The sequence below is a fragment of the Lutispora sp. QWL-02 genome (genome assembly GCF_058315355.1).
Window position 1 is genome coordinate 1,563,242 of sequence record NZ_CM177762.1, and the last position, 17,571, is coordinate 1,580,812.

Genomic DNA, 17,571 nt, shown 5'->3' on the forward strand with positions numbered 1-17,571 from the left:
TTATGGCCATGGACAAAATGCAAACTGGGTGTGTATCGGTAATTCCCTGTTGATCATTGCCTTGTTGACAAAGCGTAACCAGCCGGGTTCGTGTTTTCGTATAAAATCGAGTAAAGAATCCTGCTTGAAAAGAGGATAATTAACGCCATAATGCCGGGACCATAAGGCATGCAATGTTCCCTCAATATGATCCTTAAGGTTTTGAAACTCAGCACGCCATCGCTTCAGTGTACTTTCATCGGCATTAGGATTTTCTTTAGATCTGTCAATCTCAGCTTGAATAGCATCAGCTTCATAATGCTTGTACGGCTGCATGCAGTCCGGCAACTCGGTATGAAGCTTGCCGCAGGTTTTACAATGCAATCGTCGTAATCGATATGTCTTTACAACAATATCATCAGTAGTACATATTAGCTTGCGATACTTGGTATCTCTGACCTTTAGCTCACCGGAGCATATAGGACAGATCAATGGCTCTTTACTCTTTATGAAAAATATTTAATTTCTCATTGAAAAATGTTTCGTAATGTGTTACTATAACCATGTTTTATGGGGCACCGCATTACGGACAACTACCTTGCTGGGGAGAGTTCGCAATGTGGTGCTTTCTATTTCACCTCAATACCAGTTGATGGAATTATCCTCACTAGTATTCTAACGAACTATCTGCGGCAAAACAAGGGAGCAAAACTCGCCGCTCCCGGACATTGTCACTGAGCAACTAGCAGCCAATTTAGCTTAGCAGAAACAACTTATGATTTAGAATTAGATTTAGGTAAGTTAAAATATATTAATAGTGATGTAGTGTTTTTGTTATTAAAACTATATGTAGAACTAATCTTGAAAGATCCAGTTTATTAACTACAATTCACTTCCTGGTAAGAATGGGTTTATATCTGCCTCACTAGATAATATTTTATCGAAAGCTTTTGCTAACATAGGCATAGTTATTCTTTGTGATCTAGTATCAAGGGCATATTTTATACTTTCAACTATTAGATCATGTACATGCTTCATAAGTCCTTTTGTAGCTAAAAAAACCCTTTTACTTTCATCTGGATTAGCAAGTCCTGATAATCCAGGCAGAGGTAAATATAAATCATATAAATATAAAAACTTCCTAAATGTATCGTCATAATTGAAATTGCCGATATTCTCCACAATACGAACTCTATTTGATAATTGTTCATTTTCAATAAAAATCTTGTTAGAATCAGGCATACCTAAAAATATGATAGGGATATTAGTCTCATCAATTAATTCCTTAAACCAGTCAGAAGAGTCTCTAAGAAGCTTTTGACTGTTTCTATCTACTAGGTGTTGTACTTCATCTAAAAAGATTATTCTAACTTTACATGCTTTCAAAAGATTATATAACCTTTGGGTGTGTAATGTTATTCTCCCTGATTTTGCATAAAACGGGTCACCTAAATCATGCAGAAGTTTCGAGGATAATCCACCAATGTAAGCGGGACATGGTATGATTGAATATAGCACTGTTTTTTCAATCCCTTCAAGGGTGTCTATATCAGGATACTTTTTACTGTGGATTTTTACTATTTCGCTTTTCCCAGAACCTGAGGGGCCACTAATTCTCATACATAATGGTCTTTCATATAAATAGGCACTTTGGTGACATTCCTCAACTAAATTAAGAATTTGGTTTAGCCTTGGGTAATATATTCTTAACTCATCTGTATATTTGAGCTTAGCTTTATAAGATAAAGAACAAATCTTTTCCTTATCTGGTAGTTTAATATTTAGCTGCTTTTCATTCAATTTATTGCTAGCCATAGAATTATTCATTATTCATTACCTCATCAGTTCCAGAGCTTATTTCAAAACCCGTGAAATCATCAAAAGAAAAATCATTATCTGAAGTTAAGTCGCTTCCTATGGTGTTTTTACTTTGTTTTTTCCTTTCTTTTTTTCTATCGTTTGAATGTATACCAATTATTTTATTATTAGCATCAGCAGTTTCTTGGGGAGTGAATGTTTCTGGAATAATAGTTTCAGGCGCTTCAATATTTAACCCAATGTCAGAGATGTTACCTGAGTTTTGGTTTGTTATATTTAACTTTCCAGCTGCTGAAGTAGATTGGCAAGATTCCTGCTTATCTTTTTCTGCAAGTCTATTTGATATTTCTTGCTCCGAAGTTGTTTTATTAGCCCGGGCTATTTCTTTTTCTGTATATCCAATTCCATTTTCTATCATTTTCCTTATAAAATGCTTAGCTTTCGCCAATGCTTCAACGTCTACAGTACAAAATTCCTTTCTTGCGTAGGCTCTCATCTCTTTATGCTCCCATTCAGATAGGTTCATAGCATAACTTGGATTAGTGCAAGGCACTTTAACCCATCTTTTTGTTATTAAGTGGTCATAAACATATACTTCGCCTATATTTTGAGGATCATATTTCACAAGAAAATCTTCTTCCAAACCTTTGTTTTCCCGTGTGAATTGTAACAGCACTTTATTCAGCTCGTTGTTGTTGTAATGAAGTGACGATAGTTCTATACCTCGTCTTGTTATTCTCCTATGCGCAATCCGTCCTAATAATATTGCTGTCTCTGATATGTTATTAGGCCATGGAATAGGATATTCTTCAATAGCCTTCTTCCAAATGAGTGAGGGAATACCACCAGCACCCTTATTAACATCCTGAGAATATACATCAATTATCCACTTATGAATAAGAGCTATGAAGGTAGAAAAGTTCAACTTAGCTGATTTTGAAGGGTTCTCATCATCCCCAAGCCGTTTTGGATCTGAACGAGTGGTTCCAGGTATATTATGGAATAGGTCAGTGTTAGTAGTACCAAAAAATCTCTCAACTGAGCCTTTCCATTCAGGAACGCGTGGAGGGCAAAATTGAACCAAAAAACCTAGTTGATAGGATGCATCCTTCATCGGATTGTTCTTGAATTCTAATCCATTATCCACTACAATGTTTTGGGGTAAACCAAACCCAGTCCATTCATTTTTTATGAATGGATATATTTCTTTAACATAAGATTTATCACTCATAATATGTTTAATACATTGCATTACTTCAGGCCATCCAACACCATTGCTTATCCCAATACTAAAACCAAGTGCCTGTCTACTAAATTTATCGACTGCAAGGATTAGATATGGTCTACCTAATGGAGTTCCATTTTCATCAACAATGATTACATCTATAGGGGTTTGGTCTATCTCCACTCTTTCTAGTGGTCTACTAGCCTTAACACCATCCCCCACTTCTCCAAATCTATTATTAGCTGTCCTTTTTCCAATTCTTTTTGCAACAAGTTCATATTCAGGTATTTTTGAAATATATCTGGCAATTGATGAATATGGCGGAAACTTCAATAAATTCGAAGAGAACCTATTATAGTCCGAAATTTTATTAATAATAACATACCAAAGCTCCTTTATAGTAATCCGCTGGCTGCTTTTGTAAGCTTCATTAATTGAATCCATAATAAAACCCATCACAAGGGGATCGATTCTTGTTTTATTTTTTCCACCACAGGCATGATAGGATGGGAAAAGCGATCGAATATCTCTCTGCGAATCTAAGTAATCTTTCAACCATCTATATACACTCGTGTAACTTATTGTTTGGTAGTGTATGCAGCCATTTAGATTTTCCTTTGATTTTAGGGGGGTGTCAGCCCAGGAATTTACTTCCGCAACTCTGGAATGTATCGCTGAATTCCTTTGGCTCGCTGGAGTTTCTATAATCGGTCGTATGACTTCATATCTAAAAACAGCACATTCCTTATGTTTTGAATCGTTAAGATTTTCAATGAAGAATGATGTATTTATTGCAGGTGCAGGGCAATTTTCTAGGTTCTTCCCAACACATTCAAATTTCAATTGCCCTTCACTTAAATACTTAATTAGCTCCATAAAAGTGAATATTTTTATTTCATGAAATCTTTGATTCTCAGCTTCTATTTTTAGGCCAGGTAGGCTCTTTAAAATTGTAAAGATCTCATCATAAAGCTTAAATCGAACTCCTGGTTTTATATGCACCGGAAACATAATTATTCACCTCGATTTTGAGTATCAATTATACTAGATTTACTGATAGGTCTGTGTAAATCAGTTTCAATTTCTTTGTGGTAAAGCAGAGAAAAGATATATGAATAGTATTTGATATGATATTCTTCACTTTCATATATTTTTTCTAGTATATCAGATATTTGCTGTGGACCATTGAGCATTAATTCATTTCGAATTTTCATTTTATCTACGGCGGGAACATGTAATCTACTGTAATGGAAAAGAGTTGTTATATTTTCTAATATGTAGCCTGAACGTATTTCTTCATCTGTAACAATCTTAAATTCATTATAATTATTTGATTTACAGTAAAGTGCGGCAGCTTTATACCGCTTAACCGTTAATTCATCATTTAATAGTTTTTCTAGTTTACTCTTTGGTTTTATTTCAACGAGTTGTATTTTATTTTTTCGTTGGACTAAGAAGTCAGGGGTGTAGTGGTAGGTTCTATCAGAAATCTTAAAAGAAATTGTAATTGGCTGTTCTTGATAGCTAATAACATCACTATCAAACTCCATTAAGTAGATATAATCTCTTTCTATAAGCGATTCAAATGCTACTGGTCGTTCATTTTTCATACTGGGGAAGTAACCAGTATTCTTTTTTGAACCACTATTTGTTATTTTTCTAGCTGGTTTATACATATCGTTATCATCCTACGGAAGTTATTTTATTATAGGCTTAAAAGTTTATTTTAAAATTAAATAAACACAAAATAATGTAGTAAATTATCCTTATTAGGTTTAAATTGTCTCTAAAAATATTATTTACATTATTTTACGTTAAATTCATTGTATTTTTCTGCTGTAGATATTAAATGGCTAGTTTTTTCTAAGATTGATCTAAATACATATACTCACAATGATTATATTATTGTATAAGAAGTAAATATGTATTTACTTATCTCTCATTGGTAGACATTAACATTGAGTGTATATGCCTTGTAACCTCAGGGAATTTGCGAACAAGAACAGTTCTTCTTACTCCTAAAGCTTTATATAGTTCATCACTAGATAAAGCTTTATTGTTTAAGCTTGCAGCAGCTAATTCCTGCTCTGCTTTATAAATAATATTTTCTTTATATTTTTCATCCATTTTTTTTATTTGAGTTAATTTGTATGTTTTACATTTTTGTAAAAGGCCCCAATTACGTAGAGTCTCAGGGCATATATTTAGTTCTTTGCATACTCGTTCTATAGTTATAGGTATATTTTCTAGGAGTAGATTATTTATTGCGCTTTCAAACCTCTGAATTCTTTCTGTTTGAGAGGAGCACTTATCAGGTCTTCGTTTACTATGTTTCAAATATGATTTTCTAATTTCAGATGAAAGCCAATAAAATAAAAATTCATTATATTTCATGCCAAGAGTTATTTTAATCTGCTTTGAAGTAATTCCTTTATTTATACAATGCTTTATAAATGATATTACTTGTGGGTCATGAATAGAAGGAACTTGTATTGGAATATGACTATGATCAACTAAATCATTTGCTGCTAGAAAAATTATTGATCTTCTTAATCTATCTTGTGTAATATTAAGTTTTCTTGATAAATCAGTAAAAATATAGTCTTTTGTCAAATAATTTTTTACCTGGTTCCATGCTAAACTAATATAGTCTCTTCTTTCAACAAATTTATTATTTTCTGCATTTATACCATATTCAATTCCGCAATCATTGCAAAACATGTAATATTTCATTTTCTTACCGGATTTTAAATCTTTAATTGAAGTCGAAGTTTTCTCAAGTGAACCAGGTATATGATAATGGTTACACCAAGGAGCAATGCACGAGTAATTACCAACCATTCTATGTTTCGGGTTGAATATTGATTTGATATGACTTTCGGGAACTTTTACTGTGAAGAATTCTTTCAAAGAGATATTATATTTGCGTGTGAAATGCAGAATAGTATCCAAATGTATAAAAGTCTGTGATGCCTTTGTATTCCTTGCTATTTGCATAACTGAAGATAATGTTGACTGCTCCTCTTTACTCAACTTCTTCATAAAATTCCGAGATATATATAATAGACGCAATGCAAGGCTTTGTTCGTTTGAAAATGATTTTATAAGTTTTAATTTTAAGGTGGAAGCATTAAGAAGATACAACCAGTCGTCGATTATTCTTAAATCCTCAGAGTTAGGTGTAAAATTTTCAATATTAGATTTAGTGAAATCAAGACCGCAGCTAGGGCATATACCAATATTAGAGTTGCTAGGCAGAATAGGAATACTGCTTTTGCATCGATTACAGTTTGAATGGAGTTTAATATTGTGTGCAGGACAGAAAGTGATTTCTTTAACTTGCCAAATAAGATTATATGCAGGGAACTCTTCAAGGCACTTTGAGCAATATTTCCGTTGTTTTTCAATAATGTTACTCATAATTCTACTATGATTAGCAGAACTATTATTAATGCCTAGTTTTTGAAATACCGGCAAAAATGTCATATTTTCTAAGACTTTTTGATCAGTACGGAGTATTGATGCCAACTTATCCATTAAAATAAAGTTATTGGGGCAAATATCTATGGCAGCTGAGAAAGAGGATTGTGGGTAATGTGAATTATTTCGCTTTAGGAGTCGCCATAGGTCATGAGAGCCAACATAGTTTAAACTTGAAATTCTTTGCATATAGCTAGAAAGGCTTTCTCCGTCTATAGGATTAGAGCGAGCAAGCAACAGCATGATCTTTCCCTCCAGATACTTTTTTTATGAGTATAGCCATTATTGATGCTTTTAAACTTTTTATAATAAAATAGAAATACGTTAGAAAATATGGAGGGTATTTACTTAAATGTATAGAATCTATAATAAATAAAGTCATATTATGTCTATAATGGGAAGTTTAAAGTGCACAAGAAACGAAAGTAAGTTGACAAGTTGACAGAGTAGCACCAGCACCCTTCTGGAGCAATGGTATGACAAACAGGTCAAAGTGTTAAGTATTGATTTTAAAGAAGTTATTTCAAGCCGAGAGTCAACCCCATACATTCATTTTCTGACAAATTATAGATAGTACAGTTACGAGCAGTTTGCCTATTTACTCGGTGTAGAACCTGAGATACTGGACAACAAACTCTACTTGATGAAAGGTAAGGGCTATAGGAGCTTGGAGTCGTTATAGTATGTTTTTACGGAAGGTTGGAAGAGACTCAACTAGACGGACTTTGATGATTAAACGAATAAAATCAAGCAATCATTTATTACTAAAACTATGCGGTGAAAATTTATTTTCTATTGGCTTCACTTGAGTTTAGGTGTATCATAATATAAGTCGGAATATTTAGGCTGCTTGAAGATGGGAGGATGCGATATGTCTTTGGGTGGAGAAGAAAGCTTTGTAGAGTGGCTGACAAAGCAAATGAATTTGAATGGTACACTTTATTTACCTCACATCGCCCGCCAATACGAAAGCAACTTACAAGATGTCCATCCAAAGCTGGACGTGCCTATTACTCAAAATGATGAATATGAAGTGTTTTTAGTAGGACTATTGCTGAATTTGATTACCTTTGAGCGATATTTTGGCTGCTCCTAACTCTAAAGAGGTTAATCGAAATTCTGCCCACGGGGCATTTTCAGTGGGGCTTTCCGCATACAGACGGCATTTGGAGTACCACGAGAAATCAAAAGGTGAAGTTATCAAGAGAGGTGCAGAAGCTGTGTATTACAGAAATGGAAAATCTTCTATTTTCGCACAACAATTCATTCGCAATGAATTCAGGGATTGGCTGATGCAAAAGAATCCGTCATGGGGAAACAGTACTCTGAATATGCTTTGCTCAGATGCCTTGTATCTTTACAACAACGAAAGGGGCATAACGCTCAAGGATGCATTGACTGATGCTGACGGACTCGAAAAGGCATACGATGTGCTTGAACAACATTTCACGGCATTTCCTCGCCAAACAGGTACTGCAGCCACTGCCGCTAAGGGATATACGGATACATTAAGACTGTTTAAGGAATTTCTTTCTGAAGAATTTTCGGAATTATTGTATGAAAACGGAAACCCTGTTTTTACAGTGCCACAAGAGATTTTTGATGTTCTTTCTACCGAATACACAAATGGTTTCCGCTTCGATACGACCGCACTTCGTTTGTTATCAAACAAATCCGGAATAGAAGTGGATGATGCTCTCCAAGCCGTACTTAGACAAAAAATGTTTAGCCGTGGTGATGATATTTATTTTTTGCTTGATGTAATCGCCGACCAAGATACACTCAATGAGATTATTAACATTGCCGACCAGTTACTTGATGAATACGGTTGTTTTGAAATTTCCGAACTCTACGTGCTTTTTAAGGACAAGCTAAAGAATAAGGTTATCAGTAGTGCTGATGATTTCGAAAAATTCTACGAATTCATAAACACTCGCAATATTCGCTGTGTCGCTGCCCCTTACATCGGGAATAGAATTGCCCGCTTTAGCAACGGTAATGTATGGAATATATTTAATGAAATTGCGGCTAAGATTGTCGCCGTGACCCATGATGAATACGGTGGTACTGTGTGCGAGGATGATTTGCATTCGCGCTTTTGTGCCTTTTCTGTTGATTTGCTCGCTAAGATTTTAAAGAACACCACCGAGGAATTAGTCCGCACAGAAATCAATGGGATAATTGTTTATCAGACGTTTGACGCACTTGGTCTGACAGATGATTTTTCAGATACGCTTCATAGTACGCTCGAGCGTTTTGATGACTTAGGCATCGTACCTTCGGCGGAAGCCTTACATACAGCGCTTTCGCTCGCAATGGGTGTCAATTTTAACGCTGAATTCAATATTCCTGACAAATCAACTTATCAACGGCTTATTGCCGCTTACTATAAAGCCGAACCTCCCCGTAAATGGAAAGGTGGCATATTTTTGGAGGTATCGACCTAACATGTACTCTTATATTTGGGATAAAAAGACTAATGGATATTTGCTGACGTCGCAGACAGGCAAATATGTCGCTAATGAAATACGACCGGTGTTTGCTCCTGAACTATCCATTACTGGTTTGGAGAATTACTTTGACTATGACCACCGTGAAAATCGCCCACTACTGTGGGCGCAGAAAAATGTCTATTTGCTAAACGGTGAAAAGGTCGCACAACTAAATAATACTCAATACGGCAAGCCGTTGGATATACAAGTGTTTTTCGAAGGAAAACTCCCTCTCGAACCTGTGGATATTGATGCAATGGTAGCCGCTAATGCCGAAATAATGGATGTTGTAGTCGCAGATGCGAAACGGCGAACAAAGGAGTTATACGACGCAAGTATCAAACGCTGTGACATAGCGTATATTGCCTTTTCCGGCGGCAAGGATTCTATTGCTTTACTGGATATCTGTCACCGTGTGTTACCGTTGTCCGTGCCTGTCATCTTTAGTGACACGGATATGGAACTGCCTGACACCTATAAAATATGGGATGAGGTACAGAACCAGTACGCTGATCGTGAATTCTTGTGTGCCAAGGCAGAGACATCGGCACTTGAAAACTGGCGTATATTCGCACCGCCGTCGCGAACGATTCGGTGGTGCTGTTCTATTCATAAAAGCACTCCTGCGCTTATGTTACTGAAGCGCAAACTGCATAAGTCAGCGGTTAAAGTTATGGCATTTGTTGGTGTGCGTGGCGATGAGAGTTACAGCCGCTCGTTTTATGAGGATGCGACAGATGGTGCAAAAAACGCATCCCAACTCAACCGTATGCCCATATTGGACTGGGGCGCGCATGAGTTGTGGCTGTATATATTTGCAAACAACTTATTGATAAATTGCGCATATAAAAAAGGTCTGACTCGCGTTGGCTGCCTTATGTGTCCTGAATCATCCGAAAAGTATGAATGGTACGTGGAAAAAGCTTATCCGCGGTTATTAAAGCCCTATAGAGATATCATCATCACAACAAGCAACAAGAACTTTATAACAGCAGAAGAACAAATTGAATTTATCGGAAGTTCATATTGGCAAGCAAGAAAGAACGGGCTGGTTTTAAAAGAGAGCATTACCAACCCACTTGAGGAAACTGTGGGCTTACGAACGACATTTAAAAGCCCACACTTCTCAAAGGATATATTTTTTGAGTGGATAAAAACACTTGGGACAGTCTCGAAAGAAGCCGACACAGAACAGCGGTTGTTGAAACTGCCGGATACTCTTGATGATGGTATTCCGTTTAATTACATTGCACCATATACAGGTGGTGGCACTGTATCATTTGATTTCCGTTCAGCTGATGAGCAAGTTGCATTACTTCCGGTTTTGCGTCAGTTTTTTAAAAAAGTATCATCGTGTGTTGCTTGCCAAAGTTGTGAGGCTGAATGCCCATTTGGTGCTATGAGCCTCAAGGATAATAGGATTAAAATAAACTCAACCAAGTGTACGAGATGCCGAAAATGTTACAATTCGGACAGCAATTATTGTTGGAGGTATAAATCTATGTTCAAACCTGAATCAGAAAAAAACAACGTTATGCGCGGTATTGCCAATTATGAAAATTTTGGATTGCGTGAGAAGGGAAATAACCTTTGGATTTCAACACTTGTTGAATTAGGGGATAAGTTCTTTCCGTGGAATGAAAACCATCCATTAGGCAAGAACATGGTTAAATCTGCTGCACGTATTTGGTTTACGCAGGCAGGGCTGATAAATGCTAATGACAAAAAACCGACTCGTTTTGTTGAAGTATTCCGAAAATTCGGAGGGGACTCAGCACTTGGATGGGAGATTATTTGGTTAACTCTTAGCAACAACGCCGCATTGATAAGGTGGTTTATAACCTCAACTGAGATTGACAAAACCTATACCATCGAACAACTATCCGAACTGCTATCCAGTTGCAATCCCTCACTTGGGAAATCCGCTGTCGACGGCGGGCTAAACGCCTTGAAAGATATGATTACCAAGTCGCCACTAGGTGGTGATGGCGCTGTAACGTTGCCTGTGCTAAAAGGACGCACAGTACAAACCATAACTCGCCAGGCTAAAAATATCCATCCGTTTACAATCCTTTTTGGGCTGTATCTCATTGCTGCCAAATCCGAACGCAGTAGTTTTACAGTGCGTGAATTGCTTTCAGCAGATAAGGAATCTGCATTTGTTTCGCCGCTTGTTGCGTTCAGCATTTCGCCGGATACTTTTAAAAAGCAGTGTGAAGGTCTGCGTACTCGCTACCCTGATTATTTATCCACGACATTTACGCATGGTAACGATGGTCTTGAGGTGTATCCTCAAAAACATACCATTGATGATGTTATTGAACTTGTATTGGGGGAATAAAAGATGAGACACTATTCGGATTATTTCACAGTACCACAGGACTACCGTCCTAATATGACCCGTGAGGCGATAAACGAAACGCAGGATCGGTGGCTTGACTTTTATCCACATCCTGAGTTTGAGGATTTCATTTCGACGCTCATGGCTGTGTTGGAGAGCGGCGATAAGTCCGTATGGCTTACTGGGAACTATGGAACAGGCAAGAGCAATGCTGCTCTTGTAGCGCAAAAACTCTTTATGGATGAAGATCCGCGTGTAAGAAGTTGGTTTACCGCAAACAGTAAGGTACTGTCTGATAGTGCGTCACTTGAAGAGAAGCTTTTTGCCCGCAGAGCCGACAGAACTTTGGTTATTTACGACTACAATGCGTCTGGCGTGGGTCCAACGGAGGACTTTCTTGTGCGCTTGGAAAAGAGCATCGTTGCCGCTATGAAAAATGAGCGAGGCTTGACAGTCCCGGCAAAGTCAAACCTTGACAGTGTTATTGAGCGCTTAAAGCGTGAAGGTTCTAATTTTTTTACGACCCGCGATACAATTCAGAATAGGTTGGCATACCTGCATTCCGGCATTAAAACTGTCGAGCAGCTTGTTGACGAACTTAACAAGGAACATAAGAACACCGATGCCCCCACCCGACTACTTGAGGATGTTCAGCAAGTTTTCCACGAGGATAAAATTTATCTTGACATTGATGTTCCGACATTCCGGAAGTGGATTCAAACGATTCTGCAGTCCAACAATTTAAGGAGCATTGTTTATATCTTCGATGAGTTTCATCCGTTTATCGATGCCAACAAATCTCAGCTTAAGACGTTTGAGGATGTGACAGAAACGCCTGGGGTCAATAGGTTTTTTCTTGTTCCCGTTACCCATATGCAAATTAACGCATACTTGGCAGAGGGTTCTGAAAATGCATCGAAAGCGAACGACCGCTTTTACTTTAGAAAACTTCAAATGCCAAATGATACGGCATTCAGACTTGCAAAACACGCAATGAAAGAGAACCCAGAACTTGCCGATGAATGGAAAACCGAGAAGGATAATCTATGGACGAGTATTTCCGGTGTCGTTGATAAATTCCAGGACGATGTAAAACGTGAGTCGTTTTACAACATCCTGCCCATACATCCAATGGCCGCTTTTCTTTTGAAATTCCTATCGGAATTTGCAAAGTCTAACCAGCGCAGTCTTTTTGAATACCTGAAAGGTAGTGCAGATGGACATGAATTCCAAGACTTTATTGCTACTGGAGGACCAGAGGTCGATAACAAGCAGTTTTTGACCGTAGATTATCTTTGGAAATATTTCATAGAGCGTAAGGATTTGGGTGTAAACGACAAGATTACATCCATCGGATTAACCTACACGCAAATCCGTGACCGTGAGTTTTCCAACCAAACAGATGATGCCGTTGAATTGAGGGTACTAAAAACCGTACTTCTGTTCTGCTTGCTTGAACAGCTGGCGTCTGATGGTAATGAGCGGCTGAAACCGACCGTTGAAAATATCGAATTGTCTTTCAAAGGAGATGGAACAATTGCTGACCCGGCGGGTATCGTTCGAGATTTGGCAGAAAAGCATTGTTTCTCTGTGGTCAACGGAAATATTGAATTGTTTACCACATCAGTTGGCGGAGCGGAATTGCAAAAGAAAATCGCTGATTTTGACGGCGGTTTCCATGACTTCTTGTCGTCAAAGGTAACATCAATGCTTGAAACACATACAAAAAGTCACCGGGGGTCGCATTCAGGTAATCGTTTTGAGATTCGCACATCCGATGTAGTTCATACTACATTGAATAATATTAGTACAACAACACGCGACAAGTTCGGAAAAGACCAAAACAAAGATGACGGCTCGGTCTGCCTTTGGTTTGTGATTGCCAAAAACAGCGACGAGCAGTTGCGTATCCCGGATAAGATAAGCAGCCTTCTTACACAATTGCGTGACCACCGAATTTTGATGTTCACTTTCCCGGCCCTTTCGTTTTGCCATAACAATCAGAATCTATGGAATGAATATGTTCGCGGGCAGGCGCAACTTGTGCTTGAAAATACGGATGCCGCAAAGACACCAATCAGAAAATCGATTGAACGTATTGAAAAAGAATGGTTTGATGAAATCAAAAAGCAGAGTGCAACCATTAAAGTATACGCATATTCAGCGACTACAAGTCGCGTTGAGGTGAATGACACGACCTGGGGCACATTTAAAGACCTATTATCTAATTATGTCCGCAAATCGCTGTTTGATTGCGTTGATTACCTTACATCTCAAATCACAGCATTCGGAAATAGCGGTTTAAAAGGTTGGGCACTTGCCGGCATTTCATTTAATGCCGTATCAGGTCCACAAGGGCAGTTGGTAAAAGGCTTCAAGGGGCAAGGCATCTCTGATGAGGATGATTGGTTCACGCAAAATCCGAACCATCCGCTTGCCCACATTCACGCACTGTTTGAGAAGAAAATCACCAACACCATAGGAAAAGGGTCACCCCTGTCTATTCGTAAAGTTTATATTGAACTTCAACGGGCACCTTACGGAATGCGCAACAATATTCTCTCTGCATTTGTCTTGGGTTTTGTTCTCCGTGACATACTGAAAAAGAACTATCAGTGGACGGATTTTGTGCAAACAAAACCACTAACAAATGAAATCCTCGCAGAAATAATTGAATATGTTGTAAGCGAGAATCAGAAAGGCAAAGAAAAGCTGATCTGTCGACTCTCCCAAGAAGATAAAGCCTTTATCGAAAAGGCACCATTGGCGTTCGGCATTAATCCTTTTCCCGATGCAACTATCGAAAGTGTTTTAAACCAGATTCAAAACCGTATCGAGGCTGTTTCATGTCGTGTTCCATTATGGATTTTGCCGGAATATGTGAATTCGGTCAACGATGCACAAACTGAGACCATATCAACAATTCTTGGAAATGTCTGCACGGCTTTCACGACAAGTTCCAAGGGGAAAATCGAGGAGCGTTCAAATGCAGTTACGGATGTAGGAACAGAAATATTAAACAATCCAGATATTGTTAGTGTTATAGATGGATATATAAAATCTGAAAACTTTTTGAAGGCATTTGAAATATACATTGACAGAACAAACCCCAATTTAGCAAATCTTGCAGTTGAAATAGGAGATTATTCTCATAGCTATTGCTATGCTATTTTGGACAAATCTGCTGAAGCTGCTGGATGGATATGGAGGCCAGCTGATATTAGCAGCGAAATAGAGGAAATGCTCCACCAGTACGAGGTTATTAAACTGCTAAAACCTTTGTGCGGTTTTCCGAATTTTGTCGTTTATAAGAGCGCGGTTGATGCATTGCGAAATGCGGTAACACAAACTAATCATTTACCAAAAGTGATGATTGAAGCTGCATATCCGTCTTTGTCATCATTTCTTACAGCAGTTTTGTATAACGGCACAGCACAAGATATAAGAGTAGCGTTATCGCAGAACTTGGAGAATATAACCAAACTTTTCTTTGATCTTTTGAAGAAAGAATCGGTGGCATTATTGAAAATGCGCTTGAACGGATCAACAATATCCGACCCCGAACTGCTCAGTATTCTAAATAGCATACCAAGCGGTTTTAATTTGGATGAAACAACATTCCTAAACGGCATTCGCGCCCGAATAGAGGATTGCGCCAAACAGTCTGTATTTTCTAATTTGAAGATAGAATGGGAACGGATTGCATCAGGAGCAAAGACTCCCGACCAATGGGCGTTAGATAATAAAATTCCGGCTCGGTATATTTTGGGTGGATTAACTGAAACTTACGACATTCTGAAAGCTATATCACAACCTGAAATCTTTGCATCAGAAAGACTTTCTGAGTTACTAGATATCCTCAGAGAAGTAACCGCTCAAAATGTGGAAAATTGTCAAAAAGCCTTTCTTGCGGAAACTGTTCCGCAAAAATACGTAAAATTCAATATTAGCCTCTCCTCGCTTATTGATTTCTTGCGGGAAGAACATGGAACGCAACCGAATTACTGGCCGCGACGACCTGACATAACAAAATTCGTTCGCCGTCAGTATAAGGATACTTTTGCGCCTCAAATCGCAGAGAAGATCCGTGGAAAATCAGCTGAGGAATTAAAACAGAGAATTCTGCAACTTGCTCAGGAAAATGAGGAACTTGGTCTACTCTTTTGGGAGGGTTGATGATGGAGTACACAATTAACGAGTATGTACAGTTGAAATTCAGCAACCCTGTGGCTACTCGCGTTGAGGTTTATCCCAACAACCAAGTGGCGGCAAATTTGCTTAAGTTCCACAAAGATAACGGTGAGGCTGTTATTTCGATTAGCGATTGCCTTACTGACGGCATAACAACTCTGCCGATGCCTGATGATTTGCTGGAAATCCTTGACTCGAAAATAGTTGCAAAGAATAAGCGCTCTGTGGTTGTTGGAATTGACGCATACCTATCTCTCCTTTCTGAGGAAAATGTGGCTTCGTTCTTTGTCGCTTTACGTGGACGAGTAGATAATTGTGAATTGAATGCCGTTTATATGGTAAGCCGAGAAAAAGACTTGTGCTTTGGGGTTCCGCGATATGAGGAATCTTTGGATGTTATCAGAATAGGAGGGTTGTCTGATGATATTGAACCTCCAAAAGTTGTTGTCATTCCAAAAAAATGGGCGAATTCTGTTGCGCTACAGGATTTCAAAGCGTTAGTTAAGCAACTTGGGGATTTTCTTCCTACAGGTGAATATAAGCTTGGACTGGATAATATTAAAGCAGGACAGGCGGGCTTAACGAAAAACTTGTTATTTATGCTTGATATCAGACAAATCGCTGAATATTTCTATGACATCCCTGCAGAAATGACGCCTGATACACTTCAGTTGCTTTTGGAGAAAGCTATTGAAAATAGCAAGTCGCCGGAATCTTATCTTGAAAATGAATTTTGCAAGAAAAACATTGACATACGTTATGCACTATCACGCTTATTAGCGTTGCCAGATGATAAAACGTGGCCAGCATATATCTGGTTTCTCAAAAAGAAATTGCCGGTCAATACATATATGAGGATTGTTCTTGATACCAATCCAAGTCGCGATGATCTTTTGCGTAAGTATGTGGTCGATGCGGCATTGTCCCTAGTTGATAAGCTTGATATAAAGAATTACGCTGAAGAGCGCGCCTATGCTATTAAACAGTTAACAAGCGTTCCTGAATCTCTGATTGTCGAGTTCATAGAGCAAACACAGGATTTAAGCTCGGTTGCTGAATTCCTTAATTGCGGTACAAACGCTGAAATGCGGGAACTTGTCCGACGAGCCGCCACCCACGACTTGGTTACGGGATTACCTGATGTTTTTGAAAGGTTATGTCCAATATTGGGTGATTATTTGACCGAATGCGATTTCGGTAGCAAAGACTTAACCACTTACTTCAAAGAATATCGCAGATTCAAGGTTCGCAATGCTATCGACGAGGATTTCGTTAAAAAGGCGTTTGACATAGTATTGCCTACAGCATTTCCTAATCGTGATGCGGTTATATTGGAATTATCAACAGACAGTGATATGGCACTTCTTGTTGTTGATGGTATGGGAGCAGAATATTATCCTCTCTTACTCGCAATAGCAAAAAGATACAGTATGAATATCGACTCATGCTCTGTAGTTTCTGTGAAATTGCCAACTTCAACTGAATTTAACCCGGTAAAATGGGCTGTCGACAAAACGCTTGAAGAAGTTAAGGATATAGATAACATTGCCCATAACGGTGCGGCTAAGCATGAGCATTGCCCACCCGAAAGAAATTTAGCGGCTGCATTACGGGTTTTTCAATCTGAGATCCTACCGCGCATAACAGAAGGATTAACAAAGTTCTCACGAGTTGTCTTAACTTCCGATCACGGTTCGTCACGTCTGGCAGTTATCGCGCACAACAGTGGTTTTGGAAAGACACTCTCGTGTAATGGTATTCCACTTGATTGGCGATATACCGGTGCTCCACAAGGTGAAAGCCGACCCCCAGAATTGGAGTCAAGATATAGTGAAGTCGACAGCAGAACTTATTGGGTGGTTCGCGGATACAATCGCCTGCCTAAGCAAGGTGGAAAACTTAATGAACTGCATGGCGGCGCTTCGCTTGAAGAACGGCTTGTTCCGGTTATAGTTTTTTCCAGAGTCAAGTCAGTAAAAAAACCGGCTCAACTTGGCAAAAGAATAACAGAGCAACTCGTAGACAAAATGGGATTCGATATTTAA

The 17,571-nt window shown here is 38.4% G+C and carries 10 protein-coding genes; 5 read left to right on the plus strand and 5 right to left on the minus strand.

Features of this window, described 5'->3' with window-relative positions:
• The 5 genes from AC4HCY_RS07155 to AC4HCY_RS07175 form a co-directional block, all read right to left on the minus strand.
• Nucleotides 1-471, minus strand: coding sequence for a DUF6431 domain-containing protein (locus AC4HCY_RS07155; protein WP_352417795.1), 471 nt, complete (start codon nucleotides 469-471; stop codon nucleotides 1-3).
• A gap of 390 nt (nucleotides 472-861) precedes the next feature.
• Nucleotides 862-1,806: a TniB family NTP-binding protein gene (locus AC4HCY_RS07160; protein ID WP_491095701.1), complete on the minus strand. Its 945-nt coding sequence runs from the start codon at nucleotides 1,804-1,806 to the stop codon at nucleotides 862-864.
• Nucleotides 1,799-4,033 (minus strand): transposase, encoded by a 2,235-nt coding sequence (locus tag AC4HCY_RS07165; RefSeq protein ID WP_491095702.1) that lies wholly within the window; start codon nucleotides 4,031-4,033, stop codon nucleotides 1,799-1,801. Before AC4HCY_RS07165 ends, AC4HCY_RS07160 begins: the two co-directional genes overlap by 8 nt.
• 2 nt (nucleotides 4,034-4,035) lie before the next feature.
• Nucleotides 4,036-4,698, minus strand: a complete 663-nt coding sequence (locus tag AC4HCY_RS07170) for a TnsA endonuclease N-terminal domain-containing protein (RefSeq protein ID WP_491095703.1) — start codon at nucleotides 4,696-4,698, stop codon at nucleotides 4,036-4,038.
• Between the two features lie 256 nt (nucleotides 4,699-4,954).
• On the minus strand, nucleotides 4,955-6,745 hold the full coding sequence (locus tag AC4HCY_RS07175) for a TniQ family protein (RefSeq protein WP_491095704.1): 1,791 nt from the start codon (nucleotides 6,743-6,745) through the stop codon (nucleotides 4,955-4,957).
• A gap of 628 nt (nucleotides 6,746-7,373) precedes the next feature.
• Here AC4HCY_RS07175 and AC4HCY_RS07180 point away from each other — a divergent pair.
• Genes AC4HCY_RS07180 through pglZ form a run of 5 tightly spaced genes read left to right on the plus strand, consistent with a single transcriptional unit; the run spans nucleotide 7,374 to nucleotide 17,571 of the window.
• A complete protein-coding gene (locus AC4HCY_RS07180; protein ID WP_491095705.1) occupies nucleotides 7,374-7,598 on the plus strand; it encodes a hypothetical protein in 225 nt (74 codons plus the stop codon).
• The gene (locus AC4HCY_RS07185) at nucleotides 7,573-8,949 is read left to right on the plus strand and encodes a hypothetical protein (protein WP_491095706.1); all 1,377 of its coding nucleotides are present in this window, start codon (nucleotides 7,573-7,575) and stop codon (nucleotides 8,947-8,949) included. The genes AC4HCY_RS07180 and AC4HCY_RS07185 overlap by 26 nt, the downstream gene beginning before the upstream one ends.
• Nucleotide 8,950: 1 nt before the next feature.
• The gene (locus tag AC4HCY_RS07190) at nucleotides 8,951-11,335 is read left to right on the plus strand and encodes a phosphoadenosine phosphosulfate reductase domain-containing protein (RefSeq protein ID WP_491095707.1); all 2,385 of its coding nucleotides are present in this window, start codon (nucleotides 8,951-8,953) and stop codon (nucleotides 11,333-11,335) included.
• A 3-nt stretch (nucleotides 11,336-11,338) separates the two neighbouring features.
• Nucleotides 11,339-15,511 carry a hypothetical protein gene (locus tag AC4HCY_RS07195; protein WP_491095708.1) on the plus strand — a complete coding sequence of 1,391 codons (4,173 nt, stop codon included), beginning with the start codon at nucleotides 11,339-11,341 and terminating at the stop codon, nucleotides 15,509-15,511.
• Nucleotides 15,511-17,571 (plus strand): BREX-4 system phosphatase PglZ, encoded by a 2,061-nt coding sequence (pglZ, locus tag AC4HCY_RS07200; protein WP_491095709.1) that lies wholly within the window; start codon nucleotides 15,511-15,513, stop codon nucleotides 17,569-17,571. The genes AC4HCY_RS07195 and pglZ overlap by 1 nt, the downstream gene beginning before the upstream one ends.